Raw genomic sequence first — 26283 nt, 5'->3', positions numbered from 1 at the left:
AGCACGTTGACCGCGTCGCTGACCCAGAACAGCCGGAAGTCACGCGGTAACGGCATCGGGCTTCCTCAGCGGGGACAGCACCACCCACAGCACGGACGCCGCCTGCAACCCCATGCCCAGCGCCAACGTGGCCGTGACCCCGATACCACCGCCGAGCACGCCGCCGACCAGGGCGCCCAGCGGCATCGAGCCCCACACCACGAACCGGATGCTCGCGTTCATCCGGCCGAGCAGGTGGTCTGGGCACAAAGACTGCCGGTAACTGACCTGGGCGATGTTGTAGACCGTCGCCCCGTACGCCACCGCCGCCTCGCCGATGAGCACGAACACGATCCGCCAGTCCGCCGCGCCGAGCGGCACGAGCACCCCCAGCGGCCACGTGACCAGGCCGGACAGCCAGATCACCTTGGTCTGGCCGAAGCGCGCGTTCCACCGGTTCACGGTCAGCGCACCCAGCACGCCGCCGATGCCCGCCGTGCTGAGCACCAGGCCCACCACGCCCTCGGACAGGCCCAGGTCGCGGACCAGGAACAGCACCAGCACGGCCGCCGCCATGCCGCCGAAGAAGTTCGCGGTGCCCGTGCAGCCGACGATCGCGCGCAGCGACCGGTGCCCGAAGACGAACCGCAGGCCCTCGGCGATCTCGTGGACGAGACCGGGCTTGTCCGGCTGCCGCGGCGGCGGCTCCACCGTGCGGATGCGCAGCAGGAACAGCGCCGAAGCCAGGTAGCCGACCGCGGTGGCCAGCACGCCGATCGCCGCGCCGACCAGCTGCGCCACGCCACCGGCCGCCGCCGGGCCCGACACCTCCGCCACGGCCCGGCTGGCCTCCAGCTTCGAGTTGCCGTCGACCAGCTGGTCCCGCCCGACCAGGACCGGCAGGTACGACTGGTAGGCCACGTCGAACATGACCGTGGCTGCCCCGACCAGCAGGGCGACCACGACGAGCTGGGCCAACGTGAGCACGCCGAGCCACCACGCCAGCGGCACCGACAGCAGCAGCCCGGCCCGGGTGAAGTCGGCCACCAGCATCACCGGCCGACGTCTCTGCCGGTCCACCCACACCCCGGCGGGCAGCCCGATCAGCAGGAACGCGGCCGTGCCCGCCGCCGAGAGCACACCCATCTCGAACGGCGTGGCGGCCAGCGCGCCCACCGCGAGCAGCGGCAACACGGTGCGGCCGATCGTGGAGCCGAACTGGCTGATGGTGTCGCCTGCCCACAGCAGGCGGAAGTCGCGATGAGACCAGAGGGACACGGCGGGAAGTGTCGCGGGAGTGATTGGAAACTGTCAATCACTTGGTTCTCTATGCTTGGTGGGTGGAGAGACGCCCGGCGACCGACGACGAAGCCGCAGCCCTGGCCTCGGCGGTGCGGCTGCGCATCATCCGGCTCACGTACGACCGGGCGCTGACCAACAAGGAGATCGCCGAACGGCTCGGCAAAGACCCCGCCACCACCCTCCACCACGTGCGCAAACTCGTCGCCACCGGCTTCCTGGAGCCCCAGGAGGAGCGCACGGGCAACCGAGGGGCGCGGGAGATCCCCTACCGGTCGACCGGGCTGTCCTGGCGGCTCACCAAGGGCGACGTCCCGTACCCGGAGCAGACCAGCGAGGCCGTGTTCCAGGCGTTCCTGAGCGAGGTCGCCGACGTAGGCCCGGCCGCCATGAAGCAGTTCCGGCTCGTCACGCGCGTCGACCCCGAGGAACTAAAACGGCGCCTCCAGACGTTGTTGGATGAGCTGGCAACCGAGCCGGCCCACCCCGACGGGGAACGCGTGGCGATCTACCTGGCTCTCTACCCAGGCGATTAACCACTCGGTCCGGGTCGGGGTGCCGTGGGACGATGAAGGGCAAATGACGGAAAACACGTACAACAGCAACGACTGGCTCGACCACGAGGACGAGCTGTCCACCGGCGACCTGGCGCTCGAAGAGCGAGCCGCGCTGCGCCGCGTAGCCGGGTTGTCCACCGAGCTCGAGGACGTCACCGAGGTCGAGTACCGCCAGCTCCGGCTGGAGCGGGTCGTGCTGGTCGGCGTGTGGACCGAGGGCACGGCGGCCGACTCGGAGGCCTCCCTGGCCGAACTGGCCCTGCTCGCCGAGACCGCGGGCTCCGAGGTGCTGGAAGGCCTCGTGCAGCGCCGCGACCGGCCGGACCCGGCCACCTACATCGGTTCCGGCAAGGTGGGCGAGCTGCGCGACATCGTGATCGCGACCGGCGCGGACACGGTGATCTGCGACGGCGAGCTCTCCCCCGGCCAGCTGCGGCAGCTGGAGGAGAAGCTCAAGGTCAAGGTCGTCGACCGCACCGCGCTGATCCTCGACATCTTCGCCCAGCACGCGTCCACGCGTGAAGGCAAGGCGCAGGTCGAGATGGCCCAGCTGCAGTACCTGCTGCCGCGACTGCGCGGTTGGGGTGCGTCGCTGTCCCGGCAGGCCGGTGGTCGTGCCGGCGGCGGCAACGGCGGCGTGGGTCTGCGCGGTCCCGGTGAGACCAAGCTCGAGACCGACCGCAGGCGCATCCGCGCGCGCATCTCCAAGCTGCGCCGCGAGATCGCCGCGATGAGCGTCATCCGGGAGACCAAGCGGCACCGCCGGGTGGCCAACTCGGTGCCGAACGTGGCCATCGCGGGCTACACGAACGCGGGCAAGTCCAGCCTGCTCAACGCGCTGACCGGCGCGGGGGTGCTGGTGCAGGACGCCCTGTTCGCGACCCTCGACCCGACCACGCGGCGCACCGAGACGCCCGAGGGCCTGCCCTACACGTTGACCGACACGGTCGGCTTCGTGCGGCACCTGCCGCACCAGCTGGTCGAGGCGTTCCGGTCGACGCTGGAGGAGGTCGCCGACGCGGACCTGCTGGTCCACGTGGTCGACGGGTCCGACGCGATGCCGGAGAAGCAGGTCAAGGCGGTGCGCGAGGTGATCACCGAGATCTCGTCGCGGCGCGACGACCCGATGCCGACCGAGCTGCTCGTGGTGAACAAGATCGACTCGGTGGCGGAGCTGGGCCTGGCCCGGCTGCGGCACCTGTTCCCCACGGCGGTGTTCGTGTCCGCGCACACCGGCGAGGGCATCGCCGAGCTGCGTGAGCGCATCGCGGCCATGACGCCCCGGCCGGAGGTCGTGGTCGACGCGCTCGTGCCGTACGCGCGGGGCGAGCTGGTCGCGCGCGTGCACCGCGAGGGCGAGGTGCTCAAGGAGCGGCACACCGAGGAGGGCACCGAGCTGTCCGCCCGGGTCCGGCCGGACCTGGCGGGCGTGCTGGAGCAGTTCGCCGTGAACGGAAGCCGCGCCTGAGCCGTTGCGAGCGTTGCTGGTAGCACTGGGGCTGGTGGTGACGGCCGGTTCCGCCGTGGCGGAACCGGCCGTCGCCGACGTGTGCGCGGTGACCGACCAGCGGCTGGAGGAGCTGTCCGGGCTCGCGTCCAACGGCGACCAGTGGTTCGCGGTGAACGACAGCGACAACGGCCGGTTGCAGATCCAGGTGCTCGACCGCACCTGCGCGATCACCCGGACCATCACCGCGCCGAACAACCCGTTCGACGTCGAAGACCTCGCCTTGGCCCCTGACGGAACGCTCTGGGTGGCGGACATCGGCGACAACGGGAAATCACGCGAAACCGTGGCATTGCACGCGGTTTCACCGGACGGCAGCGCTCGTTTGTACCGACTGACGTACCCTGACGGAAAGCACGACGCCGAAGCATTGTTGCTCGACGGTTCCGGCATTCCGCACATCATCACCAAGGAAACGATCGGCTCCGCGCTGGTGTACCGGCCGGCGTCCGGGTTGAGCGAGGGCGCACCGACGCCGATGGAGCAGGTGGCGCGGGTGTCGATCAGCACGACGGACACCGCGGGCGGGCCGTTGCAGAACTCCGTGGTGACGCGCCTGGTCACGGGTGGCGCGATGGCGCGGGACGGTCGGGTGGCGGCGTTGCGCACCTACACCGACGCGTACCTGTTCCCGGTACCGGACGGCGACCTGGCGAAGGCGCTGGAGTCCGACCCGGTGCGGGTCCCGCTGGCGGGTGAGCCGCAGGGCGAGGCGATCGCGTTCGACCCGGACGGCACGCTGCTGTCGGCGTCCGAGTTCGGCAACGCCGGTGGCACGTCGTCCGCCGTGCGCGCGGTGACGGGCGCGGCGGCGTTGGCCGTGCCGCCCGCACCCACTTCCACCACCACGCCTGCACCGGACGCCCCGGCGGCCGCGGACGACACCGCTCCCCCGGCGGGCGACACGTCGTCGCCGTGGCCGGTGGTGGGCGGCGGCGCGGTGGCGTTGGTGCTGGTGGGAGCACTCGTGCGCCGGTCGCGCCGCCGTCGGGCGTGAGAGATCAGAGCCTGCGCAGGACCGCCACGACCTTGCCCAGGATCGACGCCTCGTCACCGGGGATGGGCTGGTAGGCCTCGTTGTGCGGCATCAGCCACACGTGGCCGTCCTCCTTGCGCTTGAACGTCTTCACGGTGGCCTCGCCGTCGATCATCGCGGCCACCACTTCGCCGTTGTCCGCCGTCGGCTGCTGGCGGACCACGACCCAGTCGCCGTCGGTGATGGCGGCGTCCACCATCGAGTCACCCACGACCTTCAGCAGGAACACGTCACCCTCGCCGACGATCTCGCGCGGCAGCGGGAACACGTCCTCGATCGCCTCCTCCGCCAGGATCGGCCCACCGGCCGCGATGCGGCCCAGCATGGGCACGTACGCGGGAGTCGGCTTGGAGGCCGGGTCGAGGCCGGTCACGATCTCCGCGGGCAGCACGCCCACGGCGCGCGGCCGGTTCGGGTCGCGCCGCAGGTACCCCTTCCGCTCCAGCGCGCGCAGCTGGTGGGCGACCGAAGAGGTGGAGGTCAGGCCGACCGCCTCCCCGATCTCACGCACGCTGGGCGGGTAGCCGAACCGGTCGAGCCAGTCGCGGATCACGTCGAGCACCTTGCGCTGGCGCAGGGTGAGCCCGGCGTTGCCCGCGATGTCCGCCGGTTCGGGCGCGGAGGGCACGGCTGCGGTGCGCAGGTCTTCGTTGGTCTTGCGTGCCACGGTGCTTCCTCCTCACCGGTCCCGATTGCCCAGGCCGGCTCTCCGACGATCTTCACTTGTGGACGGTAGTCGCGTTCCGTGTCCAGATCAAACACCTGTTCGAAGTAAACGTCGGCGTGTCCTAGCGATTTCGCCCGACGAAGTGGTAGACATTCGCACGGACGTTCGATCGAACACAGGTTCGATCATGATCGGATGACCTGCGTTGGAGGACATCATGGCGGTGGTCATTGGCACCCGGAACGGCTTCGAACTGGTGGACGGTGCCGGTGTCGAGGATGTCGCCCTCGGCGCGGGATTGCGACCTGGACCACGGGTCCTTCGCCGGTTCGAGGTACACGATAAGGACAACCGCCGCCCGTCGACCCGCCCCCGGCCGCTCGCCGTGCACCAGACCGCGCCCGAGCCGGTCGCCTGCGAGACCCGCCCGCGCCGCCACCCCGCCGTCCAGTTCGTCGCCTACGCGGCGGTCGCCGCGGCCTTCGCCGCCCTGCTGAGCCTGCTCTACCTGTACGTCTCCGGCGCCACCACCGTCCCCGAACGCACCAGCGTCGTGCACGTCCAAGTGGGCGAGACCCTGTGGGACGTCGCCGAGCGCAGCGCACCCGCCAGCGACCCGGACGCCGTCGTCGCCCGCATCCGCGAGCTGAACCCCCTCCCGGCCTCCGACGTCGTCCCCGGCCAGTCCCTGGTCGTCCCCCACGGCACCCCTTGACCTCCTCGCGGGTCGTGCAGGTAGAGCCGTTCGAGTGACCCGGGCCACGCGTGTTGAGTTGCGAAGCAGTAGGGCCCAGGCATAGGTTGACCCCTACATCTAGTGGTTACACCGTTGTAGTTAGTCCACAGGTTGGGGTTTTCCCCATCACGGGGGCTGACGCGATGGATGCTGCCCGCAGGAGGGGGGACCAGTCGTGCGATGCCCGTTCTGCCGCAACGCCGACTCCCGCGTGGTCGACTCGCGGGAGGTCGACGAGGGCCAGGTGATCCGCCGCAGGCGCTCGTGCTCGAGCTGCGGTCGCCGGTTCACCACCGTGGAGGAAGCCGTGCTCGCGGTGGTCAAGCGCTCCGGCGTCACCGAGCCGTTCAGCCGCGACAAGGTCGTCAACGGCGTGCGACGCGCCTGCCAGGGCCGCCCGGTGGACGAGGACGCCCTCCAGCAGCTGGCGCACCGCGTCGAGGAGTCCATCCGCTCGGGCGGCAACGCCGAGATCCCGAGCCACGAGGTGGGCCTGGCCATCCTCGGCCCGCTGCGCGACCTGGACGAGGTGGCCTACCTGCGGTTCGCCTCCGTCTACCGCTCCTTCTCCTCCGTCGAGGACTTCGAGAAGGAGATCGCCGATCTTCGCACCGCCCAGCGCACTGACGACTGAGCGGAACGCGACGCAGGACAACGCGCGACCGCCTCGGACGGGGAGCCCGGACGTGGTCGCGCCGCAGAGAATTTTCCAAGACGAGCAAGACGAGAGGGACCCGGGATGACGGAGACCGTCGGTGGCTCCAGCAAGAAGACGGCCACCCGCAACGGCGCGGGGGACAAGAACGCCAAGCTGAAGGTGGAGCGCGTCTACACCACCGCGGGCAAGCACCCCTATGACGAGGTCACCTGGGAGCACCGCGACGTCGTCATGACGAACTGGCGCGACGGCTCGGTGAACTTCGAGCAGCGCGGTGTCGAGTTCCCCGACTTCTGGTCGGTCAACGCCACCAACATCGTCACCAGCAAGTACTTCCGCGGCGCGGTGGGCACGCCGCAGCGCGAGCACAGCCTCAGGCAGCTCATCGACCGCGTGGTGAAGACCTACGTCGAGGCCGGCCTCAAGCACGGCTACTTCGCCACCGACGACGACGCCGAGATCTACGAGCACGAGCTGACCTGGATGCTGCTGCACCAGGTGTTCAGCTTCAACTCGCCGGTGTGGTTCAACGTCGGCACCACCTCGCCGCAGCAGGTCAGCGCCTGCTTCATCCTGTCGGTCGACGACACGATGGAGTCGATCCTGAACTGGTACCGCGAGGAGGGCCTGATCTTCAAGGGCGGCTCCGGCGCGGGCCTGAACCTCTCGCGCATCCGCTCGTCCAAGGAGCTGCTGTCCTCCGGCGGCACGGCGTCCGGCCCGGTGTCGTTCATGCGCGGCGCGGACGCGTCCGCGGGCACCATCAAGTCCGGTGGCGCGACGCGCCGTGCGGCGAAGATGGTCGTGCTGGACGTCGACCACCCGGACGTCGAGGAGTTCATCGAGACCAAGGCGCGCGAGGAGGACAAGGTCCGCGCGCTGCGCGACGCCGGGTTCGACATGGACCTGGGCGGCAAGGACATCGTGTCCGTGCAGTACCAGAACGCGAACAACTCGATCCGGGTGTCGGACGAGTTCATGCACGCCTACGAGAACGGCGGCCAGTTCGGCCTGCGCGCCCGGATGACCGGCGAGGTCATCGAGCACGTCGACGCCAAGGACCTGTTCCGCAAGCTGGCGAAGGCCGCGTGGGAGTGCGCCGACCCGGGCATCCAGTACGACGGCACGATCAACGACTGGCACACCACGCCGGAGTCGGGCCGCATCACGGCCTCGAACCCGTGCTCGGAGTACATGCACCTGGACAACTCCAGCTGCAACCTGGCGTCGTTGAACCTGATGAAGTTCCTGTCCGACGACGGCACGTTCAACGCGGAGCTGTTCGCCAAGTCCGTCGAGCTGATCATCACCGCGATGGACATCTCGATCTGCTTCGCGGACTTCCCCACGCCCGCGATCGGCGAGACGACCCGCGCGTTCCGCCAGCTGGGCATCGGCTACGCGAACCTCGGCGCGCTGCTCATGGCGACCGGTCACGCGTACGACTCCGAGGGTGGCCGCGCGCTGGCCGCCGCGATCACGTCCCTGATGCAGGCCGTGGCGTACAAGCGGTCCGCCGAGCTGGCGGGCATCGTCGGCCCGTACGACGGGTACGCCCGCAACGCCGAAGGGCACCAGCGGGTCATCCGCAAGCACTCGGCCGCCAACGACATGCTGCGCACGTACCACGCGAACGACGGCGCGGTGCAGAAGGTCGCGACCAAGGCGTGGCAGGAGTGCCAGCGCATCGGCGCCCGCAACGGCTGGCGCAACGCGCAGGCCAGCGTGCTCGCGCCCACCGGCACCATCGGCCTGATGATGGACTGCGACACCACCGGCATCGAGCCGGACCTGGCGCTGGTGAAGTTCAAGAAGCTGGTCGGCGGCGGCTCGATGCAGATCGTCAACCAGACCGTGCCGCGGGCGCTGAAGGTGCTGGGCTACCAGCAGGAGCAGATCGAGGCGATCGTCGAGTACATCGGCGAGCACGGCCACGTGGTGGACGCGCCGGGCCTCAAGCCCGAGCACTACGAGGTGTTCGACTGCGCCATGGGCGACCGCTCGATCGCGCCGATGGGCCACGTGCGGATGATGGCCGCGGTGCAGCCGTTCATCTCGGGCGCGATCTCCAAGACGGTGAACATGCCGGAGACGGCGACCGTCGAGGAGGTCGAGGAGATCTACTACCAGGGCTGGAAGCTCGGCCTGAAGGCGCTGGCGATCTACCGCGACAACTGCAAGGTCGGCCAGCCGCTGTCGGCGGGCAAGTCGGCCAAGGCGTCCTCGGCGGTCGAGGCCAAGACCGAGACGGTCGTGGAGTACCGCCCGGTGCGCAAGCGGCTGCCGAAGAAGCGCCCGTCGCAGACGGTGTCGTTCACGGTCGGCGGCGCGGAGGGCTACCTGCACGCCGGGTCGTACCCGGACGACGGCCTGGGCGAGATCTTCGTCAAGCTGGGCAAGCAGGGTTCGACGCTGGCCGGCGTGATGGACGCGTTCTCGATGTCCATCTCGGTGGGCCTGCAGTACGGCATCCCGCTGGAGTTCTACGTCTCGAAGTTCCAGAACCTGCGCTTCGAGCCGGCGGGCATGACGGACGACCCGGACGTCCGCATCGCGACCAGCGTCCTGGACTACCTGTTCCGCCGCCTGGCGCTGGACTACCTGCCGTTCGAGAAGCGGGCCCAGCTGGGCATCTTCACCGCCGACGAGCGCACCGCGCAGGTGGCGTCCGACTACGGCAACGGTGATGTGGACCTGGAAGGCCTGCGCACGTCGGTCGACGCCACCCCGACCACCGAGCCGGCCCAGGCGGAGAAGAAGTCCAAGCCGCAGGACATCAAGGTGGGCAGCTCCACGGAACTGCTCGAACTGCACCTGGGCAAGGCCGCCGACGCTCCGCTGTGCATGACGTGCGGCACGAAGATGCGCCCGGCCGGCTCGTGCTACCTGTGCGAGGGCTGCGGCTCCACCTCGGGCTGCAGCTGATCGCGAAGCTCGCCGGGATGTCCTGCGGATTCTCGCGGAACATCCCGGCGGGCGCGCCGGATGTCACCACGTGCGAGCCGCCGTTCGCGCGAGTCGCCCTCGACGCCCCGCGAGCGGGCGCGTCGGGGGTGCGCGGCGCCGGGTGCGACGGGTGTCGGTCGCGGCGCCTGGTCAGCCGGCGACGTGAGCAGCGCCTGGTCAGCCGGTGCCGTCGGGCCGGCCGTAGGTGGCGTCGAACCAGGTGAGGAAGCCGAGCGTGGAACCCCACTGCGCGGTGATGCGGCGGTGCACGGCGCGCTGGTCGTGGCCGGCGACGAAGGTGCTGCGACCGGCCACCGGGCTACCACAGCCGCACGCACAGGTCATCGCTGCTCCCGGGTCGGGGGCGTAGGTCACCGGGTTGCGGAAGGTGTCCGGCGCCGCCGTGTTGATGAGGGCGTCGTGGACCGGATGACCGGCGCCGAGGACGGTGCCGATGATCGCGCGCTTCTTGCCGAAGGGTTCGAAGCCGGCGATCTCGGCCACACATCGGATGACCCCGGCGTGGCTGAACACGGCGTACTTCTCCTTCTCCGCCCGGCTGCCCAACAGCCAACGGCCTCGGTTCTGCTCGAAGATGGCCTCAGGGGACAACATGGGGTCGTAGCCGACCCACTCCCGGCGCATCTCGTCGTTGTGCTCGGGCAGGATCGACCGCTTCTCGCCCAGCTTGATGTGGATCACGCCGCACTCCCAATACCCGAAAGGCTTGCTTGACGGGTATCAGCGTAGACCCCTGCGGTGCATACTCACAAGGCTTGCCTGTCGAGTATGCGCCGGTGACTTGAACGGCGACGTCGAGCTCGACGAACCCGAGTGGGGTCCGGCACCCTGAACGGCTACGGCGTCGTGACCAGCCACCGACCGACCAGCGCCACGACGCGATGGGGAGAACGGGAGTCTGCGTGATCACGCGCGACGAGCTGAAGGCCGCGCTGGAGCGGTGGGGTGCACACGACATCGACGACAAGCCCGACTGGGCCAACTCGGTGTCCTCCGTGGTGCTCCGCTGCCGCTTCCAGGGCCCCCGCTGGGGCCGAACTACGAGCAACGCCGCCCGCTACCTCGATGCCCTGATGCGCCAGGGCAAGGTGCCATGGGCAGTCGAGATGAAGGTGCGGGGAGCCCGCGGTGTCGGCGGCTACTACCGGCACGCGGTCGGCCAGGCGGTGCTGTACCGGCACTGGATCCGCAGCGCCACGGCACTGGACCCCTGGTTCACCCGGCAGGGCCTGGACCGGACCGCGGCCCGCGCCGCGGTGGTGGTCCCCGCCCTGGACACCCAGCCGCAATGGCGAACTCGACTGCGGACCGTCTGCGATCTGACCGGCGTCGAACTCATCGAGGTGCCTCACCAGCACGCAGCGCTGCGTTGACAGCGACCTCTTCAGGTCATGGCTGCCGCCCGCCGTGCGAGAGCACGCAGCCGCGGCTTGGTACCGGGTTTGTACCGTCATCGGCGAGTCTCGAACCTGACACTCGGACAAGTCTCGCCGGCTGATCGCCCGTTTTTTCGCACGCCCGTGCCGTGCGCGGAACCTACGATGCCGGGCATGCGAGCGAGTGGGTGGGACTGATGGCGCACGTCCTGGCCGGGTACCGGGTGGCGGCGCGGGAAGGGCGGCGGGATTGGCAGGACGCCGGGTTGCCGGAGGGCGAGCTGGTGTCGATGAGCGGCTGCGTCACGACGGTGGTCACGCCGAACGACTGGGACGAGTGGTTCGGTGACCCGGGGTCCGCCGAGAGGGCGCGCCGGGACGGCCTGCACGTGCTCGCGGTGGGGATGGCTGCCCAGGACGTCCCCGGCGTGCTGGAGGACGTGGGCGGTGGGGACGTGGCCGGTGGGTTGTCGGAGCGGTTGGCGCGGGCCGACGCTGGACCGGCGTGAGCCGCTGAGTTTTGGATAGGCCGTTCCAGAACTGCTAGCGTGAGCCACGTGCCCCGACCCAAGGAGTTCGACGAGGAGCAAGCGCTCGACGCCGCCATGCGCACGTTCTGGGCGAACGGCTACGAGGCCACGTCCACCGAAGACCTGTGCCGCGCCACCGGGTTGGGGCGCAGCAGCATCTACAACACGTTCAGCAGCAAGCACGAGCTCTTCAAGCGCGCCCTCATCCGCTACACCGAGCTGATGACCGCCAGCCAGATCGCACTGCTCGACGACGAGACGCGGTCACCGGAGGACCGCCTGCGCGACCTGTTCGACGCGGTCATCGCGGGCGAGGTGGAGAACCGGCGCGACGATCGCGGGATCGGCTGCCTCACCGTGAACACGACCGTGGAGCTGGCCGGACGGGACCGCGAGGCCGCCGAGCTGGTCGAACGCGACCAGCGACGCAGGCTGGACGCGCTGCGGGCGGTCATCGCGACCGGCCTGCGGGACGGTGAGTTCAGGTCCGGGCGCGACCCGGCGGAGCTGGCGCGGTTCCTCAACGCCGTCATCGCGGGCATCCGGGTCGCCAGCCAGGGCGGCGCGGACATCCCGACCTTGAAGGCCATCGCGGACACCGCACTCGAAGCCCTCTGAAGGACGCCTTGAGCCCTTTCGACGCTGCCCGCGTTTTGGATAGATCAATACAAAATAGGAGCACCGGAATGCCCCGTGTCGTCCACCTGCTCGCCCTCGGCATCTTCGCCATGGTCACCAGCGAGTTCGTCGTCGCCGGACTCATGCCGCAGATGGCCGACGGCCTGCACGTCACCATCCCCGAGATCGGCTACCTGATCACCGCGTTCGCCGCCGCGATGGCCGTCGGCGGACCGCTGCTCACCGTGCTGATGCTCCGCCTGCGCCCCAAGCCCGCGCTGATGACGCTGTTCGCCGTCTTCCTCGTCGGCAACGTCCTCGCCGCCACCGCCACCGGGTACGGCGTCATGTTCGTCGCGCGGGTCGTCACCGGCGCGGCGGCACAGGCGTTCTTCGGCGTGGCGCTGTCGGTGACGTCCGCCCTGGTCGCGGAGAACCTGCGCGGCCGGGCCACCGCGACCGTGCTGAACGGGCTGATGCTCGGCACGCTGCTCGGCCTGCCGCTGGCCACGTTCCTCGGCGAGCACCTCGGCTGGCGGGCGGCGTTCTGGGGCATCGCGGTGCTCACCGTCGTGGCCGCCGCCAGCACGGTCGCGGGTGTGCCCCGGCTGGACCGCGCCGGCGGCGACGGCGGCGTGCGCGCCGAACTGCGGGCCGTGGCCCGGCCGAAGCTGTGGCTGGTGCTGTCCACCAGCACGTGCGTCATCGGCGCGACGTTCGCCGCGTTCAGCTACGCCAACCCGATCCTGACCGACGTCACCGGCTTCGCCACGGGCACGGTCCCGCTGCTGCTCGTCGCCTACGGCGCGGCCACGGTCGTCGGCAACCACGTGGTCGGCCGGTTCGCCGACCGGTACGCGCTGCCGACGCTGGTCACCGGCCTCGGGCTCAACGCCCTGTTCCTCACCGGCTTCGCCCTGTTCACCGACGCCAAGCTGCCCACCGTGGTGAGCCTGCTCGGCATCGGCCTGGTCGGCGTCACGATGAACCCGGCGCTGGTCACCCGGGTCCAGCGGACGGGCAGCACCGGACCGCTGGTCAACACCGTGCACGGCTCGTTCATCACGCTCGGCATCATCATCGGCTCGTGGCTGGGCGGCCTGCTCATCACCGACCACGGCCTGCGCGCGCCGCTGTGGCTCGGCGTGGGGCTCGCGGTGCTCGGCCTGGTCAGCCTGCTCCCGGATCTCCACAAAGCCTCCACCGGATCCACACGGTCCGCCCCCGCCGACCCGTCCATCCTGGACGGCACGACGACAGGAGGACGGACGTGAGCGGTTTCGGGCGTTGGGTCGAGGACTTCGAGGCGGAGGCGCGGCGGCGGCAGGAGGTCGGTGATCCGGACTTCGCCCGTCGCGCACGGCTGCGGCCCGCGATCGTGCGGAGCGGCCGGCGGTTCCAGGTCGGCGAGGCGGGTGCGCGGTCGTCACGGTCGTCTGGGACCACGGCCCCGCGTTGCGCCACCCGGGGATGACGCGACGCGGGTTCGTGGTCGACGTGGCGGTGCTGTTCCGCACCGCCCTGTCCGGACTTCAGGACCGCCGGAACAGCTTGTTGCCCAGCCAGACGATCGGGTCGTAACGGCGGTCGGCGACGCGTTCCTTCATCGGGATCAGCGCGTTGTCGGTGATCTTGATGTGCTCGGGGCAGACCTCGGTGCAGCACTTGGTGATGTTGCACAGCCCCAGGCCGTGGGACGACTGCGCCTCCTGCACGCGGTCGGCCTGGTCGAGCGGGTGCATCTCCAGCTCGGCCACCCGCATCAGGAACCGCGGCCCGGCGAACGACTCCTTGTTCTCCTCGTGGTCGCGGATGACGTGGCACGTGTTGTTGCACAGGAAGCACTCGATGCACTTGCGGAACTCCTGCGAGCGCTCCACGTCGACCTGCTGCATCCGGTACTCCCCCGGCGCCACACCGGCCGGCGGCTTGAACGCGGGGATCTCCCGTGCCTTCTGGTAGTTGTACGACACGTCCGTGACCAGGTCGCGGATCACCGGGAACGTGCGCATCGGCGTCACGGTCACCGTCTCGTCCTCCGCGAACACCGACATCCGCGTCATGCACAGCAGCCGCGGCTTGCCGTTGATCTCCGCCGAGCACGACCCGCACTTGCCCGCCTTGCAGTTCCACCGCACGGCGAGATCCGGCGTCTGGGTCGCCTGCAACCGGTGGATGACGTCGAGCACGACCTCACCCTCGTTGACCTCGACGGTGAAATCCTCCAGCCCACCGCCTTCGTCCGAACCGCGCCACACCCGGAAGTGCCCCTGGTACCCCATGTCAGCCCTCCAGCTCGTCGGCGGTCAGGTACTTCTGCAACTCGCTGTGCTCGAACAACGCCAGCAGGTCCGACCGGATCGGGACCTGCGGCTCCTCCACGACCTCGACCGACGAGCCCGCCGACCGGCAGACCAGCAGCTTGCGCCGCCACTCGGCGTCCATGCTCGGGAAGTCGTCCCTCGTGTGCCCGCCACGGCTCTCCGTGCGCAGCAGCGCGGCCCGCGCCACGCACTCGCTGACCAGCAGCATGTTGCGCAGGTCGAGCGCGAGGTGCCAGCCGGGGTTGAACTGCCGGTGCCCCTCGACCACCACGGTCGCGGCCCGCCGCTTCAGCTCCTCCAGCCGCTCGACCGCCTGGTCCATCTCCTCGGCCTTCCGGATGATGCCGACCAGGTCGTTCATCGCCTGCTGCAACTCCATGTGCAGCGTGTACGGGTTCTCACCGCCACCGTCGGCACCGGAGAACGGCGCCACGGCCGTCCGCTCCGCCTCGGCCACGGCCTCGTCCGAGCACACCGGCCGAGCCGACAGCCCGCCCACGTAGTCCGACGCGCCCGCGCCCGCCCGGCGCCCGAACACCAGCAGGTCGGACAGCGAGTTGCCGCCCAGCCGGTTCGAGCCGTGCATCCCGCCGGACACCTCGCCCGCCGCGAACAGCCCGGGCACCGACGAAGCGCCCGTGTCCGGGTCGACCTGCACACCGCCCATCACGTAGTGGCAGGTCGGCCCGACCTCCATCGGCTGCGCGGTGATGTCGACGTCGGCCAGCTCCTTGAACTGGTGGTGCATCGACGGCAGCCGCCGCATGATCTCCTCGGCGGGCAGGCGCGTGGACACGTCCAGGAACACGCCGCCGTGCTCGGACCCGCGCCCGGCCTTGACCTCGGAGTTGATCGCCCGCGCCACCTCGTCGCGCGGCAGCAGCTCCGGTGGCCGCCGGTTGTTGCCCGGGTCGGCGTACCAGCGGTCGGCCTCGGCCTCGTTGTCGGCGTACTTGTCCTTGAACACCTCGGGGATGTAGTCGAACATGAACCGCTTGCCGTCGGAGTTGCGCAGCACGCCGCCGTCACCGCGGACCGACTCGGTGACCAGGATCCCCTTCACCGACGGCGGCCAGACCATGCCGGTCGGGTGGAACTGCACGAACTCCATGTTGATCAGGGACGCGCCCGCGCGCAGGGCCAGCGCGTGGCCGTCGCCGGTGTACTCCCACGAGTTCGACGTCACCTTGAACGACTTGCCGATGCCGCCGGTCGCGAGCACCACGGCGGGCGCCTCGAACAGCACGAACCGGCCCGACTCGCGCCAGTAGCCGAACGCGCCCGCCACGCGGCCCTCGTCCAGCACCAGGTCGGTGACGGTGAACTCCTGGAACACCTTCAGCCGCGACTCGTAGTCGCCGGTCTCGGCGAAGTCGTCCTGCTGCAGCGACACCACCTTCTGCTGCAGGCTGCGGATCAGCTCCAACCCGGTGCGGTCGCCGACGTGCGCCAGCCGCGGGTACTCGTGGCCGCCGAAGTTGCGCTGGCTGATCCGACCGTCCTTGGTGCGGTCGAACAGCGCGCCGTAGGTCTCCAGCTCCCAGACCCGGTCGGGCGCCTCCTTGGCGTGCAGCTCGGCCATCCGCCAGTTGTTCAGGAACTTCCCGCCGCGCATCGTGTCGCGGAAGTGCACCTGCCAGTTGTCGTTCGAGTTCACGTTGCCCATGGCCGCGGCGATACCGCCCTCGGCCATCACCGTGTGCGCCTTGCCGAACAACGACTTGCACAGCACCGCCGTGCGCATCCCGTGTTCGCGGGCCTCGATCGCGGCGCGCAGCCCCGCACCGCCGGCACCGATCACGAGCACGTCGAACGAATGCCGTTCCAGCTCGGGCAAAACCACTCCTCAGTTGACGAATCGGAGGTCGGCGATCGTCCCGGAGGCGACCAGCGCGACGTAGAGGTCCGTGACGCAGACGAAGATCAGCGAGGCCCACGCCAGCTGCATGTGCTTGGCGTTGAGCTTGGAGATCTGCGTCCACGCCCAGTACCGGACCGGGTGCTTGGAGAAGTGCTTGAGCCGCCCGCCCGCGATGTGGCGGCACGAGTGGCACGACAGCGTGTACGCGGCCAGGAGGCCGACGTTGACCAGCAGCACGATGTTGCCCAGGCCGATGCCGGTGCTGAAGGCGTAGAACGCGTCGTAGATGTTGATCAGCAGCAGGAGCGAGGCCGCGTAGAAGAAGTAGCGGTGCAGGTTCTGCGCGATCAGCGGGAACCGCGTCTCGCCGGTGTACTTGGCGTGCGGTTCGGCCACCGCGCAGGCGGGAGGGGACATCCACGCCGCCCGGTAGTACGCCTTGCGGTAGTAGTAGCAGGTCACTCGGAAGCCGAGCAGGAACGGAATGATGATCACCGGCGGGGTGAGGAACCCCGGCAGCTCGGGCAGCAGCCGCCCGAAGTGCGCCGCGTTGGGCAGGCACTCCTCCGTCAGGCACGGCGAGTACATGGGCGTCAGGTAGCGGTACTCGTCCACCCAGTAGTGGTCGCCCATGAAAGTCCGCACGGCCGCGTAGATCGAAATCAGGAGCAGGCCCGCGAACGTCGCCAGCGGCGGTAGCCACCACCGGTCCGTGCGCAACGTGCGCTGGGCGATCTGCGCCCTCATACCTCACCTCGTTCCACGTCGTTGTGGTGCGTCACACATTGTGGTTTGGGACACATAACCGGCCCGTAAACGGGAGCGGCCCCCGCGTTCGCACGCGGGGGCCGGTCTCGTCCTCGGGTCAGGTTCGATGGCTGCGGTAGCCGCCGAGCCCTTCGTCGTCGGCGTCGTGCCACAGCTTCGGGTCGTACGGCGTGTCGGGGACGACGACGACTTCCCGCTCGACCCGCGGCGCCTGGCGCTGGCGGGGCGTGCTGTCCAGGTCCAACAGTTCGGTCGCGTCGATGTCCAGGCGTTCGACGTCGTTGGCCAGCCTCTGCACCGCGGCCACGTCGCCGTACCGCGCGCGCAGGCCGCCGACGCAGTGGCGCAGTTGGCCAAGCGCCCGGCGCAGCTCCACGATCTCGGAGGACGTCATGGTCAGCACCTCCCTCGGGTCGGTCCGTGTGCCGACTCTGCCAAGTGGAAGGCGCTGTGACAAGAACCACAGTGTGTCCCGGGTCGCGTCCCAGGATCTGAATCGTTTTTGTCACGATCATGTGTCGTGACATAGTGTGCCTGCTGTCACGTCCGTCCGTGCGACGCCAGCGCTGTCGTCCCACCGGGCCCACCACGGCCCGTGATCACCACCGGAGACAGCGAACCATGAGCGTGCATCCCGTCGTCGCCGAAGTGACGGCTCGAATCGCCGCCCGCAGCGCCGCCGGCCGGTCCGCCTACCTGGAACGCATCGCCCGGGCCCAGCAAGAGGGCCCCGCCCGCCGCGACATGGCGTGCAGCAACCTGGCGCACGGGTTCGCCGGGATCACGGGCGGTGACAAAGACCTCCTTCGTGCACTGCGTCGCCCGAACGTGGCGATCGTGTCCGCGTACAACGACATGCTGTCCGCCCACCAGCCGATGCACGAGTACCCGGCGTGGATCAAGGACGCGGCACGGGCCGTCGGCGGCGTCGCGCAGTTCGCGGGCGGCGTGCCCGCCATGTGCGACGGCATCACCCAGGGCCGCGCGGGCATGGAGCTCTCGCTGTTCAGCCGCGAGGTCATCGCGATGGCCACCGGCGTCGCCCTGTCGCACGAGATGTTCGACTCGGCGCTGCTGCTCGGCGTGTGCGACAAGATCGTGCCCGGCCTGCTGATCGGCGCGCTGTCGTTCGGGCACCTGCCGACGATCCTGGTGCCCGCCGGCCCGATGCACTCCGGCCTGCCGAACTCGGAGAAGGCCCGGGTGCGGCAGCTGTTCGCGGAGAACAAGGCCACCCGCGAGGACCTGCTCGAAGCCGAGGCGCAGTCCTACCACAGCCCCGGTACCTGCACGTTCTACGGCACGGCGAACTCCAACCAGCTCGTGGTCGAGGTCATGGGCCTGCACCTGCCCGGCGCGAGCTTCGTGCCGCCGGGCACCAAGCTGCGCAAGTCGCTGACCGAGGAGGCCGCGCGGCGCGCGGTGGAGATCAGCCGGGGCGGGGAGTACACCCCGATCGGGCAAGTGGTGGACGTGAAGTCCGTGGTCAACGGCGTGATCGCGCTGCTGGCCACCGGCGGGTCGACCAACCACACCATGCACCTGGTCGCGATCGCGTCGGCCGCGGGCATCGAGCTGAGCTGGGACGACTTCTCCGAGCTGTCCTCGGTGGTGCCGCTGCTGACCCGGATCTACCCGAACGGCTCGGCCGACATCAACCACTTCCAGGCCGCGGGCGGCACGTCGTTCCTGGTCTCGACGCTGCTGGACGCGGGCCTGCTGCACGCCGACGTCAAGACGGTGGCCGGTGACGGGCTCGACCCCTACCGCAAGGAGCCGGTGCTGGTCGAGGGCGTGCTGCAGTGGCGGCCGGGTCCGCCGCACTCGCTGGACACCGACGTGCTGCGCCCGGTGTCGGAGCCGTTCGCGGCCGACGGCGGCCTGCGCATGCTGTCGGGCAACCTCGGCCGCGCGGTGATCAAGGTGTCGGCGGTCAAGCCGGAGCACCGGGTCGTCGAGGCGCCCGCGCGGGTGTTCACCTCGCAGGAGGCGTTCAGCGCCGCGTTCAACGCCGGTGAGCTCGAGCGGGACGTGGTCGTGGTGGTGCGACAGCAGGGCCCGCAGGCCAACGGGATGCCCGAGCTGCACAAGCTGACGCCCGCGCTGGGCGTGTTGATGGACCGGGGCTTCAAGGTCGCGCTGGTCACCGACGGTCGGATGTCCGGCGCGTCGGGCAAGATCCCGGCCGCCATCCAGGTGACGCCGGAGGCGGCGGTCGGCGGTCCGCTGGCCCGCGTGCGCGACGGCGACGTGCTGCGGCTGGACGCCGAGACCGGCACGCTGGAGGTGTTCGTGGACCCGGCGGAGCTGGCCGCACGCGACCTGGTGGACTTCCCGCCGGACGCGCAGGCGTGGACCGGCACGGGCCGGGAGCTGTTCGCCGCGCTGCGCCGGGCGGTCGGGCCAGCCGACCGGGGCGCGAGCGTGTTCGGACCGATCGCGGCCTCGCACTTCGCAGGCCAGTTCAACCAGGAGGTGTCCCGGTGACCAACGCCCCAGCGCACGCCACGGCGGCCGACTTGTTGGCGCTGTCCCCCGTCATCCCGGTCGTCGTGGTGGACGACGCGGCGCACGCGGTGCCGTTGGCGGAGGCGCTGCTGCGGGGCGGGGTGCGGGTGATCGAGCTGACGCTGCGCACGCCCGCCGCGCTGGCCGCGATCGAGCGGGTGGCGGCGGAGGTGCCGGGCATCGTGATCGGCGCGGGCACGGTGACCGCGCCGGAGCACGCCGAGCAGGCGGCCAAGGCCGGTGCGGCGTTCCTGGTGACGCCGGGGTCGACGGACCGGGTGCTGGACGCGGCCGAGGACACCGGGCTGCCGTTCCTGCCGGGCGCGGCGACCGTGTCGGAGGCGATGCGGCTGGCCGAACGCGGGCTGACGTCGTTGAAGTTCTTCCCGGCCGAGGCCGCGGGCGGGGTGGACTACCTCAAGTCGATCGGCGGTCCGCTGCCCGGCCTGCGGTTCTGCCCGACCGGCGGCATCACCCCCGCGACCGCGCCGGACTACCTGGCGCTGCCGAACGTCGGCTGCGTGGGCGGGTCGTGGCTAGCACCCAAGGAGGCGCTCGCGGCGGGCGACTGGGCGCGGGTCGAGGAGCTGGCCCGGGCCGCTTCGGCTCTCTGAGCGGCACGAAGGGCGTCTTCTCGCAAGTAGGCGCCCTTCGTCCGCGCCGCGCCCGGTCAGGCCAGGTGGGCGAGGGCCCCGGGGATCGAGTCGGCGACCGGGGCGCCGGTCCGTTCCAGCACCTGGCGCGAGCTGGCGCCGGTGGCGACCAGGACGACCCGCGCGCCCACGTGCCGGGCGGCTTCGGCGTCGTCGGCCACGTCACCGATGAGCACGACGTCCTTCGGGTGCAGTTTCAGGGCGTCCAGGTGCTCGGCGAGGTGCTCGGCCTTCGAGCCGCCGTCACCCGCGGCCTTGAGGCCGTCGACCCGGCGGAACAGCTCGTGCAGGCCGAAGCGGGTGACCAGCGGCACCAGCTCGTCGTGCAACCACATCGACAGCAGCGACTGGGTGTGGCGCAGCGCGGCCAGCCGGTCGGGCACGCCTACAGCCAGCTCGCACCGGTCCATCAGGGTTCGGTACTCGGCGTGGTAGACCAGGTCGATGCGGGTCCAGTCCGCGCCGGTCAGCGGTCGGCCGAACATCCGCTCGTAGCAGTCCTTGATCGGGCGGCTGTACGTCTCGCGCCACTGCTCCAGCGTGATGGGCGGGTGGCCGAAGTCGGCGCAGACCCGGTTGACCGCGGCGAGCACGGCGTCGTTGTCGGCGAACAGCGTGCCGTTCCAGTCCCAGACGATGTGCTCGGCCCTGATCCTCACTCGATCAGGCTACGGCGATAGGTTGAGGGCTCACTTCTGGGGAGGTAGTGGGGGATGAACGCGCGACGGACCACGGTGGTCGCCGAGCCACGCGGGCAGGTGGCGCTAGTGTCGGTCGGGTTCCCGGTGCTGGGCGCGCTCGTGGTGTGGGGGCTGAAGTCCATCGCCGGGTGGGTGGCCGACCTGGATTGGGCGCCGATGCAGGGGCCGTTCCGGTTGGTGGCGTCGATCCCGGAGCCGTGGGCGACGATCGGCTCGGTGGCCGCGGGCGCGGTGCTGGGGCTGCTGGTGGCCGGGATCGCGGCGCACGAGCGGCTGGTGGTCGAGGTGTTCAACGAGGGCGTCGAGCTGCTGCGGGGCGGCAGGCACCGCAGCTTCGACCGGACGCTGGTGTCCGGTGTGTTCCTGGACGGCAAGAAGCTGGTGCTGCTCGGCGTGGACACCGGCGAGTTGGCGCGGGAGACGCACGACCTGAAGCCGGAGGAGCTGGCCGAGGCGTTCCAGACGCACGGCTACCAGTGGCTGGACGGTGACCCGTACCGGGACGACTACCGGCGGTGGGTCGACGGCACGCCCGACCTCCCGCCGGGTGCGAACGCGTTGCTGAAGGTGCGGGCCGAGGCGTTGCGCAAGGGCGACAAGGAGGACGCGGCCGAGCTGCGGGACGAGTTGAGCCGGCTCGGTGTCGTCGTGCGCGAGGAGAAGAAGCGCCAGTACTGGCGCCTGCCCCGGCCGCTGCCCTGAGGTAGTAGGCGGCGACGCGAGGCCGCCCGAGGTCGGCCGCCGACGACGGGCGACACGTGACCGGGCGTCAGTCCTGGGTCAGCTCGTCCAACGTGGACGCGTCCTCGCCCGCCCGGCGCAGTTCCTCGCGGACCACGCGGTAGGCCAAACCCTCCGCGTAGCCCTTGCGGGCCAGGGCGGCGACCAGGCGGCGGATCTTGGTGGTGTCGTCCAGGTTCGCCATGGCGCGCAGCTTCTTGCGCACCAGGTCACGGGCCCGGTCTTCCTCGGCCTCGTCGTCCACCGCGGCGACGGCCTCTGCCGCCACCTCGTCCGCCACGCCCTTGCGGCGCAGCTCCATGGCCAGGGCACGGCGGCCCAGGCCCTGGTAGGTGTGCCGCGAACGCACCCAGACCTCGGCGAACGCGGCGTCGTCGATCAGGCCCGCCCGGTCGAACTTGGCCAGCACCAGCTCGGCCGTCTGCTCGCTGATGCCCTTGCGCAGCAAGGCGTCCTTCAACTCCACGCGCGTCCGGGCCCGTGCGGTGAGCAGCGCGTAGCAGATGTCCGTCGCCTTGCGCTGCTCCTTCGCCGGGTCGACCGGGCGCGGCTCGTCCTCGTCGGCCGAAGGGTCGCGGGACAGCCCGCGACCACGGCCACCTCGTCCTGCCACGCCCGCTTAGAACTCGACCGGAGCCGCAGCGGCCTCTTCGGCGTCGAGGGTGGCGCCGATGCCCAGCTTCTCCTTGATCCGCTTCTCGATCTCGTTGGCCACGTCCGGGTTCTCGCGCAGGAACTTCCGCGCGTTCTCCTTGCCCTGGCCCAGCTGGTCGCCCTCGTAGGTGTACCAGGCGCCTGACTTGCGCAGGATGCCCTGGTCGACGCCCATGTCGATGAGCGAGCCCTCACGGCTGATGCCCTGGCCGTAGAGGATGTCGAACTCGGCCTGCTTGAACGGCGGGGCCACCTTGTTCTTCACGACCTTGACCCTGGTGCGGTTGCCGACCGGCTCGCCGCCGTCCTTCAGGGTCTCGATGCGCCGCACGTCCAGCCGCACCGACGCGTAGAACTTCAGCGCCTTGCCACCGGTCGTGGTCTCGGGCGAGCCGAACATCACGCCGATCTTCTCGCGCAGCTGGTTGATGAAGATCGCGGTGGTGTTGGACGAGCTGAGCGCACCGGTGATCTTGCGCAGCGCCTGGCTCATCAGGCGGGCCTGCAGACCCACGTGGTTGTCGCCCATCTCGCCCTCGATCTCGGCGCGGGGCACCAGGGCCGCCACCGAGTCGATGACCAGGATGTCGAGCGCGCCGGAGCGGACCAGCATGTCCGCGATCTCCAGCGCCTGCTCGCCGGTGTCGGGCTGCGAGACCAGCAGCGCGTCGGTGTCGACGCCCAGCTTCTTCGCGTAGTCCGGGTCGAGCGCGTGCTCGGCGTCGATGAACGCCGCGATGCCGCCGTTGCGCTGGGCGTTGGCCACGGAGTGCAGCGCCACCGTGGTCTTACCGGAGGACTCGGGGCCGTAGATCTCGATCACGCGGCCGCGGGGCAGGCCGCCGATGCCGAGCGCGACGTCGAGCGCGATCGCGCCGGTGGGGATCACCTGGATCGGGGCGCGGGTCTCCTCGCCGAGCCGCATGACCGAGCCCTTGCCGAACTGCTTGTCGATCTGGGCCAGGGCCAGTTCGAGGGCCTTGTCCCGGTCGGGTGCCTGGGGTGCCATCTGGAGTCCACCTCGGAGTGTCTTGGGGTCGCGGTGCGATGTCGGGACCGACGTTACGGGTGGGGTCCGACATTTTTCGGTGGGGACCAGGTCACCTGCGGGGTGTTGTCACCCGGTCGTGTCGGGGAGTGTAGCCGAACAGGTGTTCGACCACCTGGTCGACACGCCGGGTCACCGCCGCTGTTCCGGCACGTCGAACGCGTCGCAGACGGCCACCCAGATCTCCTTGGCGGGCACACCGTCCTCCAACGCCTGGTCGGGAGTCCGGCCGCCGAGGGCGGACAGCACGTGGTCCCTGGCCACCATCTCCGCCCTGACCTCGCCGAACTCGGCGGCCATCAGCTTGCGGAACATCGTGATGCGCATCGGGTCCAGGCTATCGCGCCGCCTTCCAGGCCGGGCTGTCGACGTAGTGGTTGTCGAACCGGTCCTGCGAGTCGCGGATCTCCTGAGGGCTCGCCTCGCCGCGCTGCACGCGGTCGAGCAGGCGGTAGTAGTCGAACCGGCCCATGCCGGGCGTGAAGACGAACAGGACGTCCGCGTCGGCTCCCTTGAGCGCGCCGAACGCGTGCGGCACGCGTGGCGGCACGACCAGGAAGTCGCCGCGCTCCAGGGTCACCACGTCCTGGTCCAGCAGCACCTGGAGCGTGCCGTCGAGCACGAAGAACAGCTCCGAGGCGCGGGTGTGGAAGTGCGGTGGCGCGCCGTCCGCACCGTCGCGGAACGTGGACCGGTTGCCGGTCAGGCCGTCGAGGTCGGCGAGGAGGGTGACCACGGCGGCGGGGTCGGCGTCGAGCTTCTCGGCCTGGTCGGCGCGGACGAGCAGGGTGTTTTCCATGATCCCGAGACTCGTCGCCGGGACGCGCCCGAACAACGACGCAGACCGGATGGAACGATAACCTCACGGTTATGGAACGACGTGACCTGGAGGTCTTCCTGGCGCTGGCGGAGGAGCTGCACTTCAGCCGCACCGCCGAGCGGCTGCACGTCTCCCAGGCCCGCGTCAGCCAGTCCGTCAAGCAGCTGGAACGCCGCATCGGCGCGCCGCTGTTCGACCGGACCAGCCGCCGGGTCGCGCTCACCCCCATCGGCCGCCGCCTGCGTGACGACCTGGCGCCGGCCTACCGGCAGATCGTGGACGGCGTAGCGCGCGCTGCAGAGGCCGCACGCGGGACGTCGCTGCTGCGCGTCGGGTTCGAGGCCCCGGCCATCGCGGACCTCGTCACGGACGTCCTCGACCGGTTCCGCGCCCGGCACCCCGACAGCGAGGTGCGGGTCCGCGAGGCACCGTTCACCGACCCGTTCTCGCTGCTCCGGGATGACGAGGTGGACGTGCTGGTGACGTTGTTCCCGGTCGGCGAGCCGGGGCTGACGTCCGGGCCGGTCGTGTTCGAGGAGCCCTTGGTGCTGGCGGTGTGCGACACGCACCCGTTCACCCGGCAGGCGTCGGTGACCCTGGAGGACCTGGCCCGGGACACGGTCCTCCGCGCCGCCTACTGGCGTGACACGACCCCCGAGGGTGCGCCGATCACGCGTGGCCGGGCCGTCACGACGTTCCAGGAGCTGCTCACCGCGATCGCCAACGGCGAGGGCGTCTGCCCGCTTGGCGCGCACGCCGCCGGCTACTTCGCCCGCCCGAGGATCGCGTTCCTGCCGCTGGTCGGCGCGCCGCGGCTGACGTGGGGACTGGTCTGGCGCACGGCGGGCGAAACGGTCCGCGTCCGCGAGTTCGCCGCGGCGGCGCGCTAACCTCGACCTGTGTTGTTGTTGCAGGAAGACCCCACCGGCCTGTCGTCGCCGATCGCCACGGTCGCGACGATCGCCGTGCTCGTCGCGGCGATCGTGGTCGGCGTGCGCGCCCTCTGGTACAACCGCAAGCGCTGATCACCACGCCCGCCGTGACGACGCGAACAGGCACGTCACCAGCAGCGGCAGCGCGGTGAACCCGACGACCAGGCCCAGCGCGGCGTAGGACCACGCGGTCACCACGATGCCCGCCGTGACGCCGCCGAGCGCGCCGCCGACGTTCATGCACAGGTCGGACAGGCCCTGCGCGGCCGGCCGGTCCACCACCTCGACCGACTCGGTGAGCAGCGCCGATCCCGCCACCACGCCCGCCGACCAGCCGAACGCCAGCAGCGCCAGCCCGGCGGCCAGCTGCGGCGCGTCGTGCGAGGGCGCCATGCCCGCGATGCCGGACGCGGCGACCACCAGGGCCGCGCCGATCGCGAGCACCGGCACCCGGCCGAGCCGGTCGGCCATCCACCCGAACAGCGGGCTGGCCGCGTACATCGCGGCGACGTGCAGGCTGATCACCACGCCCACCACGCGCAGCGACGACCCCGCGTGCTCCATGTGCACCGGCGTCATCGACATCAGGCCCACCATCGCGGTGTGGCACAGCGTCACGCCGCCCAGCGCGAGCTTCCCCGCGGCGGGCAGGGACCGCCACACCGCCATCGACCGCTTGGTGCCGACCGCGGGCGGCAGGCCGGACCGGGCCAGCGCGAGCGGGTCGGGCCGCAGGAACCGCAGGACGACGAGCGCGGCCAGGCCGAACAGCACGGCCGACAGCAGGTACGGCCCGGCGCCCACCGGCAGCCCCAGCCGCGCGGCACCCCGCCCCGCCGGGTCGGCCAGGTTCGGCCCGACCACCGCGCCCACCGTCGCCGCCCACACCACCAACGCCACCGAGCGCGCTCTGCGGTGCGGGTGGGCTAGGTCCGCGCCCGCGTACCGGGCCGCGAGGTTCGCGCTCGACGCCGCACCGAACAGGACGAGCGCGACCAGCAGCACGTGCCACGAGCCGAGCACGACCGCGCACGCCGCCACCGCCGCACCCACCGCGCCCGCGCCGTAGCCCAGGACCAGCGCGGGGCGGCGTCCGGCACGGGCCGCCAACCGGGCCGCGGGCAGCGCGAACACGGCCGCGCCGAGCACCGCGGCGGTCTGCGCCATCCCGCCGACCGCGTCGGAGTCGGCGAGCACGGCCGCGATGAGCGTGCTCACCGCCAGGCCGATGGTGACGCCGGCCGCACCGAGGACCTGGGTCACCGCCAGCACCCGCAGGACCCTGCGCTGCACGGCGTCGACCACGGTCATGATCTTGACTGTGCCAGGCGGGACGGGGGCCT

Annotated in this window: 29 protein-coding genes; 16 read left to right on the top strand and 13 right to left on the bottom strand. The window is 70.7% G+C overall.

From position 1 onward, the window contains the following. Positions 1-39: 39 nt before the first annotated feature. Entirely contained in the window at positions 40-1257 is a 1218-nt protein-coding gene (locus A6A25_RS05145) for an MFS transporter (protein ID WP_073886585.1), read from the bottom strand. 62 nt (positions 1258-1319) lie between these two features. Between A6A25_RS05145 and A6A25_RS05140 the strand changes: the two genes are divergently transcribed. The 3 genes from A6A25_RS05140 to A6A25_RS05130 are packed head-to-tail and all read left to right on the top strand — an operon-like array spanning position 1320 to position 4339. Continuing rightward, positions 1320-1814: an ArsR/SmtB family transcription factor gene (locus A6A25_RS05140; RefSeq protein ID WP_073886584.1), complete on the top strand. Its 495-nt coding sequence runs from the start codon at positions 1320-1322 to the stop codon at positions 1812-1814. 43 nt (positions 1815-1857) lie between these two features. Continuing rightward, complete coding sequence (gene hflX / locus A6A25_RS05135; protein ID WP_073886583.1) at positions 1858-3303, top strand: GTPase HflX; 1446 nt, start codon at positions 1858-1860, stop codon at positions 3301-3303. A gap of 4 nt (positions 3304-3307) precedes the next feature. After that, positions 3308-4339 (top strand): hypothetical protein, encoded by a 1032-nt coding sequence (locus A6A25_RS05130; protein WP_198932570.1) that lies wholly within the window; start codon positions 3308-3310, stop codon positions 4337-4339. Positions 4340-4343: 4 nt separating this feature from the next. Here A6A25_RS05130 and lexA read toward each other — a convergent pair whose 3' ends face one another. Then, on the bottom strand, positions 4344-5021 hold the full coding sequence (lexA, locus tag A6A25_RS05125; protein ID WP_241828507.1) for a transcriptional repressor LexA: 678 nt from the start codon (positions 5019-5021) through the stop codon (positions 4344-4346). Between the two features lie 241 nt (positions 5022-5262). Between lexA and A6A25_RS05120 the strand changes: the two genes are divergently transcribed. The 3 genes from A6A25_RS05120 to A6A25_RS05110 all read left to right on the top strand — a co-directional run bounded on the left by A6A25_RS05120 (position 5263) and on the right by A6A25_RS05110 (position 9364). After that, entirely contained in the window at positions 5263-5760 is a 498-nt protein-coding gene (locus A6A25_RS05120) for a LysM peptidoglycan-binding domain-containing protein (protein WP_143192962.1), read from the top strand. Between the two features lie 196 nt (positions 5761-5956). After that, positions 5957-6415 (top strand): transcriptional regulator NrdR, encoded by a 459-nt coding sequence (nrdR, locus tag A6A25_RS05115; RefSeq protein WP_073886580.1) that lies wholly within the window; start codon positions 5957-5959, stop codon positions 6413-6415. Between the two features lie 105 nt (positions 6416-6520). Continuing rightward, positions 6521-9364, top strand: a complete 2844-nt coding sequence (locus A6A25_RS05110) for a vitamin B12-dependent ribonucleotide reductase (RefSeq protein ID WP_073886579.1) — start codon at positions 6521-6523, stop codon at positions 9362-9364. Between the two features lie 198 nt (positions 9365-9562). On the opposite strand, the gene A6A25_RS05105 is transcribed toward A6A25_RS05110, so the two are convergent. Next, positions 9563-10087 (bottom strand): hypothetical protein, encoded by a 525-nt coding sequence (locus A6A25_RS05105; protein ID WP_073886578.1) that lies wholly within the window; start codon positions 10085-10087, stop codon positions 9563-9565. 221 nt (positions 10088-10308) lie between these two features. Here A6A25_RS05105 and A6A25_RS05100 point away from each other — a divergent pair, with 221 nt between their 5' ends. The 5 genes from A6A25_RS05100 to A6A25_RS05080 all read left to right on the top strand — a co-directional run bounded on the left by A6A25_RS05100 (position 10309) and on the right by A6A25_RS05080 (position 13404). Next, positions 10309-10779: a hypothetical protein gene (locus A6A25_RS05100; RefSeq protein ID WP_073886577.1), complete on the top strand. Its 471-nt coding sequence runs from the start codon at positions 10309-10311 to the stop codon at positions 10777-10779. Positions 10780-10979: 200 nt separating this feature from the next. Then, positions 10980-11291 (top strand): hypothetical protein, encoded by a 312-nt coding sequence (locus A6A25_RS05095; protein WP_143192961.1) that lies wholly within the window; start codon positions 10980-10982, stop codon positions 11289-11291. Positions 11292-11339: 48 nt separating this feature from the next. Further along, positions 11340-11930, top strand: a complete 591-nt coding sequence (locus A6A25_RS05090) for a TetR/AcrR family transcriptional regulator (protein WP_073886643.1) — start codon at positions 11340-11342, stop codon at positions 11928-11930. Positions 11931-11998: 68 nt separating this feature from the next. Then, entirely contained in the window at positions 11999-13204 is a 1206-nt protein-coding gene (locus A6A25_RS05085; protein ID WP_073886575.1) for an MFS transporter, read from the top strand. Then, positions 13201-13404 (top strand): hypothetical protein, encoded by a 204-nt coding sequence (locus tag A6A25_RS05080; protein ID WP_073886574.1) that lies wholly within the window; start codon positions 13201-13203, stop codon positions 13402-13404. Before A6A25_RS05085 ends, A6A25_RS05080 begins: the two co-directional genes overlap by 4 nt. Positions 13405-13462: 58 nt before the next feature. Here the strand turns inward: A6A25_RS05080 and A6A25_RS05075 are convergent, their stop codons facing one another. The 4 genes from A6A25_RS05075 to A6A25_RS05060 form a co-directional block, all read right to left on the bottom strand. Further along, on the bottom strand, positions 13463-14212 hold the full coding sequence (locus A6A25_RS05075; protein ID WP_073886573.1) for a succinate dehydrogenase/fumarate reductase iron-sulfur subunit: 750 nt from the start codon (positions 14210-14212) through the stop codon (positions 13463-13465). A gap of 1 nt (position 14213) precedes the next feature. Next, positions 14214-16091 carry a fumarate reductase/succinate dehydrogenase flavoprotein subunit gene (locus A6A25_RS05070; RefSeq protein WP_073886572.1) on the bottom strand — a complete coding sequence of 626 codons (1878 nt, stop codon included), beginning with the start codon at positions 16089-16091 and terminating at the stop codon, positions 14214-14216. Positions 16092-16100: 9 nt separating this feature from the next. Then, positions 16101-16862 carry a hypothetical protein gene (locus A6A25_RS05065; protein WP_073886571.1) on the bottom strand — a complete coding sequence of 254 codons (762 nt, stop codon included), beginning with the start codon at positions 16860-16862 and terminating at the stop codon, positions 16101-16103. 118 nt (positions 16863-16980) lie between these two features. Next, on the bottom strand, positions 16981-17277 hold the full coding sequence (locus A6A25_RS05060; protein ID WP_073886642.1) for a hypothetical protein: 297 nt from the start codon (positions 17275-17277) through the stop codon (positions 16981-16983). Between the two features lie 227 nt (positions 17278-17504). Here A6A25_RS05060 and edd point away from each other — a divergent pair, with 227 nt between their 5' ends. Together edd and eda are read left to right on the top strand one after the other, a co-directional pair. Beyond that, the gene (gene edd, locus A6A25_RS05055) at positions 17505-19370 is read left to right on the top strand and encodes a phosphogluconate dehydratase (protein WP_073886570.1); all 1866 of its coding nucleotides are present in this window, start codon (positions 17505-17507) and stop codon (positions 19368-19370) included. Next, positions 19367-20005 (top strand): bifunctional 4-hydroxy-2-oxoglutarate aldolase/2-dehydro-3-deoxy-phosphogluconate aldolase, encoded by a 639-nt coding sequence (gene eda / locus A6A25_RS05050; protein ID WP_073886569.1) that lies wholly within the window; start codon positions 19367-19369, stop codon positions 20003-20005. Before edd ends, eda begins: the two co-directional genes overlap by 4 nt. Positions 20006-20061: 56 nt before the next feature. On the opposite strand, the gene A6A25_RS05045 is transcribed toward eda, so the two are convergent. After that, positions 20062-20703, bottom strand: coding sequence for an HAD family hydrolase (locus tag A6A25_RS05045; protein ID WP_073886568.1), 642 nt, complete (start codon positions 20701-20703; stop codon positions 20062-20064). A 54-nt stretch (positions 20704-20757) separates the two neighbouring features. On the opposite strand from A6A25_RS05045, the gene A6A25_RS05040 reads away from it, so the two are divergent. After that, a complete protein-coding gene (locus tag A6A25_RS05040; RefSeq protein ID WP_073886567.1) occupies positions 20758-21447 on the top strand; it encodes a YqeB family protein in 690 nt (229 codons plus the stop codon). A 67-nt stretch (positions 21448-21514) separates the two neighbouring features. Here A6A25_RS05040 and A6A25_RS05035 read toward each other — a convergent pair whose 3' ends face one another. From A6A25_RS05035 to A6A25_RS05020, 4 genes are all read right to left on the bottom strand, one after another. Then, positions 21515-22069, bottom strand: coding sequence for a regulatory protein RecX (locus A6A25_RS05035; RefSeq protein ID WP_073886641.1), 555 nt, complete (start codon positions 22067-22069; stop codon positions 21515-21517). A gap of 36 nt (positions 22070-22105) precedes the next feature. Continuing rightward, complete coding sequence (recA, locus tag A6A25_RS05030; RefSeq protein WP_073886566.1) at positions 22106-23149, bottom strand: recombinase RecA; 1044 nt, start codon at positions 23147-23149, stop codon at positions 22106-22108. A gap of 171 nt (positions 23150-23320) precedes the next feature. Next, positions 23321-23515, bottom strand: coding sequence for a DUF3046 domain-containing protein (locus tag A6A25_RS05025; protein ID WP_073886565.1), 195 nt, complete (start codon positions 23513-23515; stop codon positions 23321-23323). A gap of 10 nt (positions 23516-23525) precedes the next feature. Then, complete coding sequence (locus A6A25_RS05020) at positions 23526-23987, bottom strand: cupin domain-containing protein (protein WP_073886564.1); 462 nt, start codon at positions 23985-23987, stop codon at positions 23526-23528. 71 nt (positions 23988-24058) lie between these two features. Here A6A25_RS05020 and A6A25_RS05015 point away from each other — a divergent pair, with 71 nt between their 5' ends. Further along, the gene (locus tag A6A25_RS05015) at positions 24059-24898 is read left to right on the top strand and encodes a LysR family transcriptional regulator (protein WP_073886563.1); all 840 of its coding nucleotides are present in this window, start codon (positions 24059-24061) and stop codon (positions 24896-24898) included. 9 nt (positions 24899-24907) lie between these two features. Next, the gene (locus A6A25_RS46205; RefSeq protein ID WP_274534288.1) at positions 24908-25033 is read left to right on the top strand and encodes a hypothetical protein; all 126 of its coding nucleotides are present in this window, start codon (positions 24908-24910) and stop codon (positions 25031-25033) included. Here A6A25_RS46205 and A6A25_RS05010 read toward each other — a convergent pair whose 3' ends face one another. Beyond that, entirely contained in the window at positions 25034-26251 is a 1218-nt protein-coding gene (locus A6A25_RS05010; RefSeq protein ID WP_073886562.1) for an MFS transporter, read from the bottom strand. Positions 26252-26283 lie beyond the last annotated feature (32 nt).

Source organism: Saccharothrix sp. CB00851, from assembly GCF_001905065.1.
In the GTDB taxonomy this organism is placed as follows: Bacteria; Actinomycetota; Actinomycetes; order Mycobacteriales; family Pseudonocardiaceae; genus Actinosynnema.
Note: the sequence above shows the minus strand (reverse complement) of the source record. Positions and strands in the feature narration are given on the sequence as shown.

Bases quoted from the DNA above. Each gene is read 5' to 3' on its own strand.
- A6A25_RS05095 (WP_143192961.1), top strand. From the start codon at position 10,980: ATGGCGCACGTCCTGGCCGGGTACCGGGTGGCGGCGCGGGAAGGGCGG.
- A6A25_RS05040 (WP_073886567.1), top strand. From the start codon at position 20,758: ATGAACGCGCGACGGACCACGGTGGTCGCCGAGCCACGCGGGCAGGTG.
- A6A25_RS05025 (WP_073886565.1), bottom strand. From the start codon at position 23,515: ATGCGCATCACGATGTTCCGCAAGCTGATGGCCGCCGAGTTCGGCGAG.
- A6A25_RS05065 (WP_073886571.1), bottom strand. From the start codon at position 16,862: ATGAGGGCGCAGATCGCCCAGCGCACGTTGCGCACGGACCGGTGGTGG.
- recA (WP_073886566.1), bottom strand. From the start codon at position 23,149: ATGGCACCCCAGGCACCCGACCGGGACAAGGCCCTCGAACTGGCCCTG.
- A6A25_RS05015 (WP_073886563.1), top strand. From the start codon at position 24,059: ATGGAACGACGTGACCTGGAGGTCTTCCTGGCGCTGGCGGAGGAGCTG.
- edd (WP_073886570.1), top strand. From the start codon at position 17,505: ATGAGCGTGCATCCCGTCGTCGCCGAAGTGACGGCTCGAATCGCCGCC.
- A6A25_RS05120 (WP_143192962.1), top strand. From the start codon at position 5,263: ATGGCGGTGGTCATTGGCACCCGGAACGGCTTCGAACTGGTGGACGGT.
- A6A25_RS05075 (WP_073886573.1), bottom strand. From the start codon at position 14,212: ATGGGGTACCAGGGGCACTTCCGGGTGTGGCGCGGTTCGGACGAAGGC.
- A6A25_RS05085 (WP_073886575.1), top strand. From the start codon at position 11,999: ATGCCCCGTGTCGTCCACCTGCTCGCCCTCGGCATCTTCGCCATGGTC.
- hflX (WP_073886583.1), top strand. From the start codon at position 1,858: ATGACGGAAAACACGTACAACAGCAACGACTGGCTCGACCACGAGGAC.
- A6A25_RS05110 (WP_073886579.1), top strand. From the start codon at position 6,521: ATGACGGAGACCGTCGGTGGCTCCAGCAAGAAGACGGCCACCCGCAAC.
- A6A25_RS05020 (WP_073886564.1), bottom strand. From the start codon at position 23,987: ATGGAAAACACCCTGCTCGTCCGCGCCGACCAGGCCGAGAAGCTCGAC.
- A6A25_RS05010 (WP_073886562.1), bottom strand. From the start codon at position 26,251: ATGACCGTGGTCGACGCCGTGCAGCGCAGGGTCCTGCGGGTGCTGGCG.
- A6A25_RS05060 (WP_073886642.1), bottom strand. From the start codon at position 17,277: ATGACGTCCTCCGAGATCGTGGAGCTGCGCCGGGCGCTTGGCCAACTG.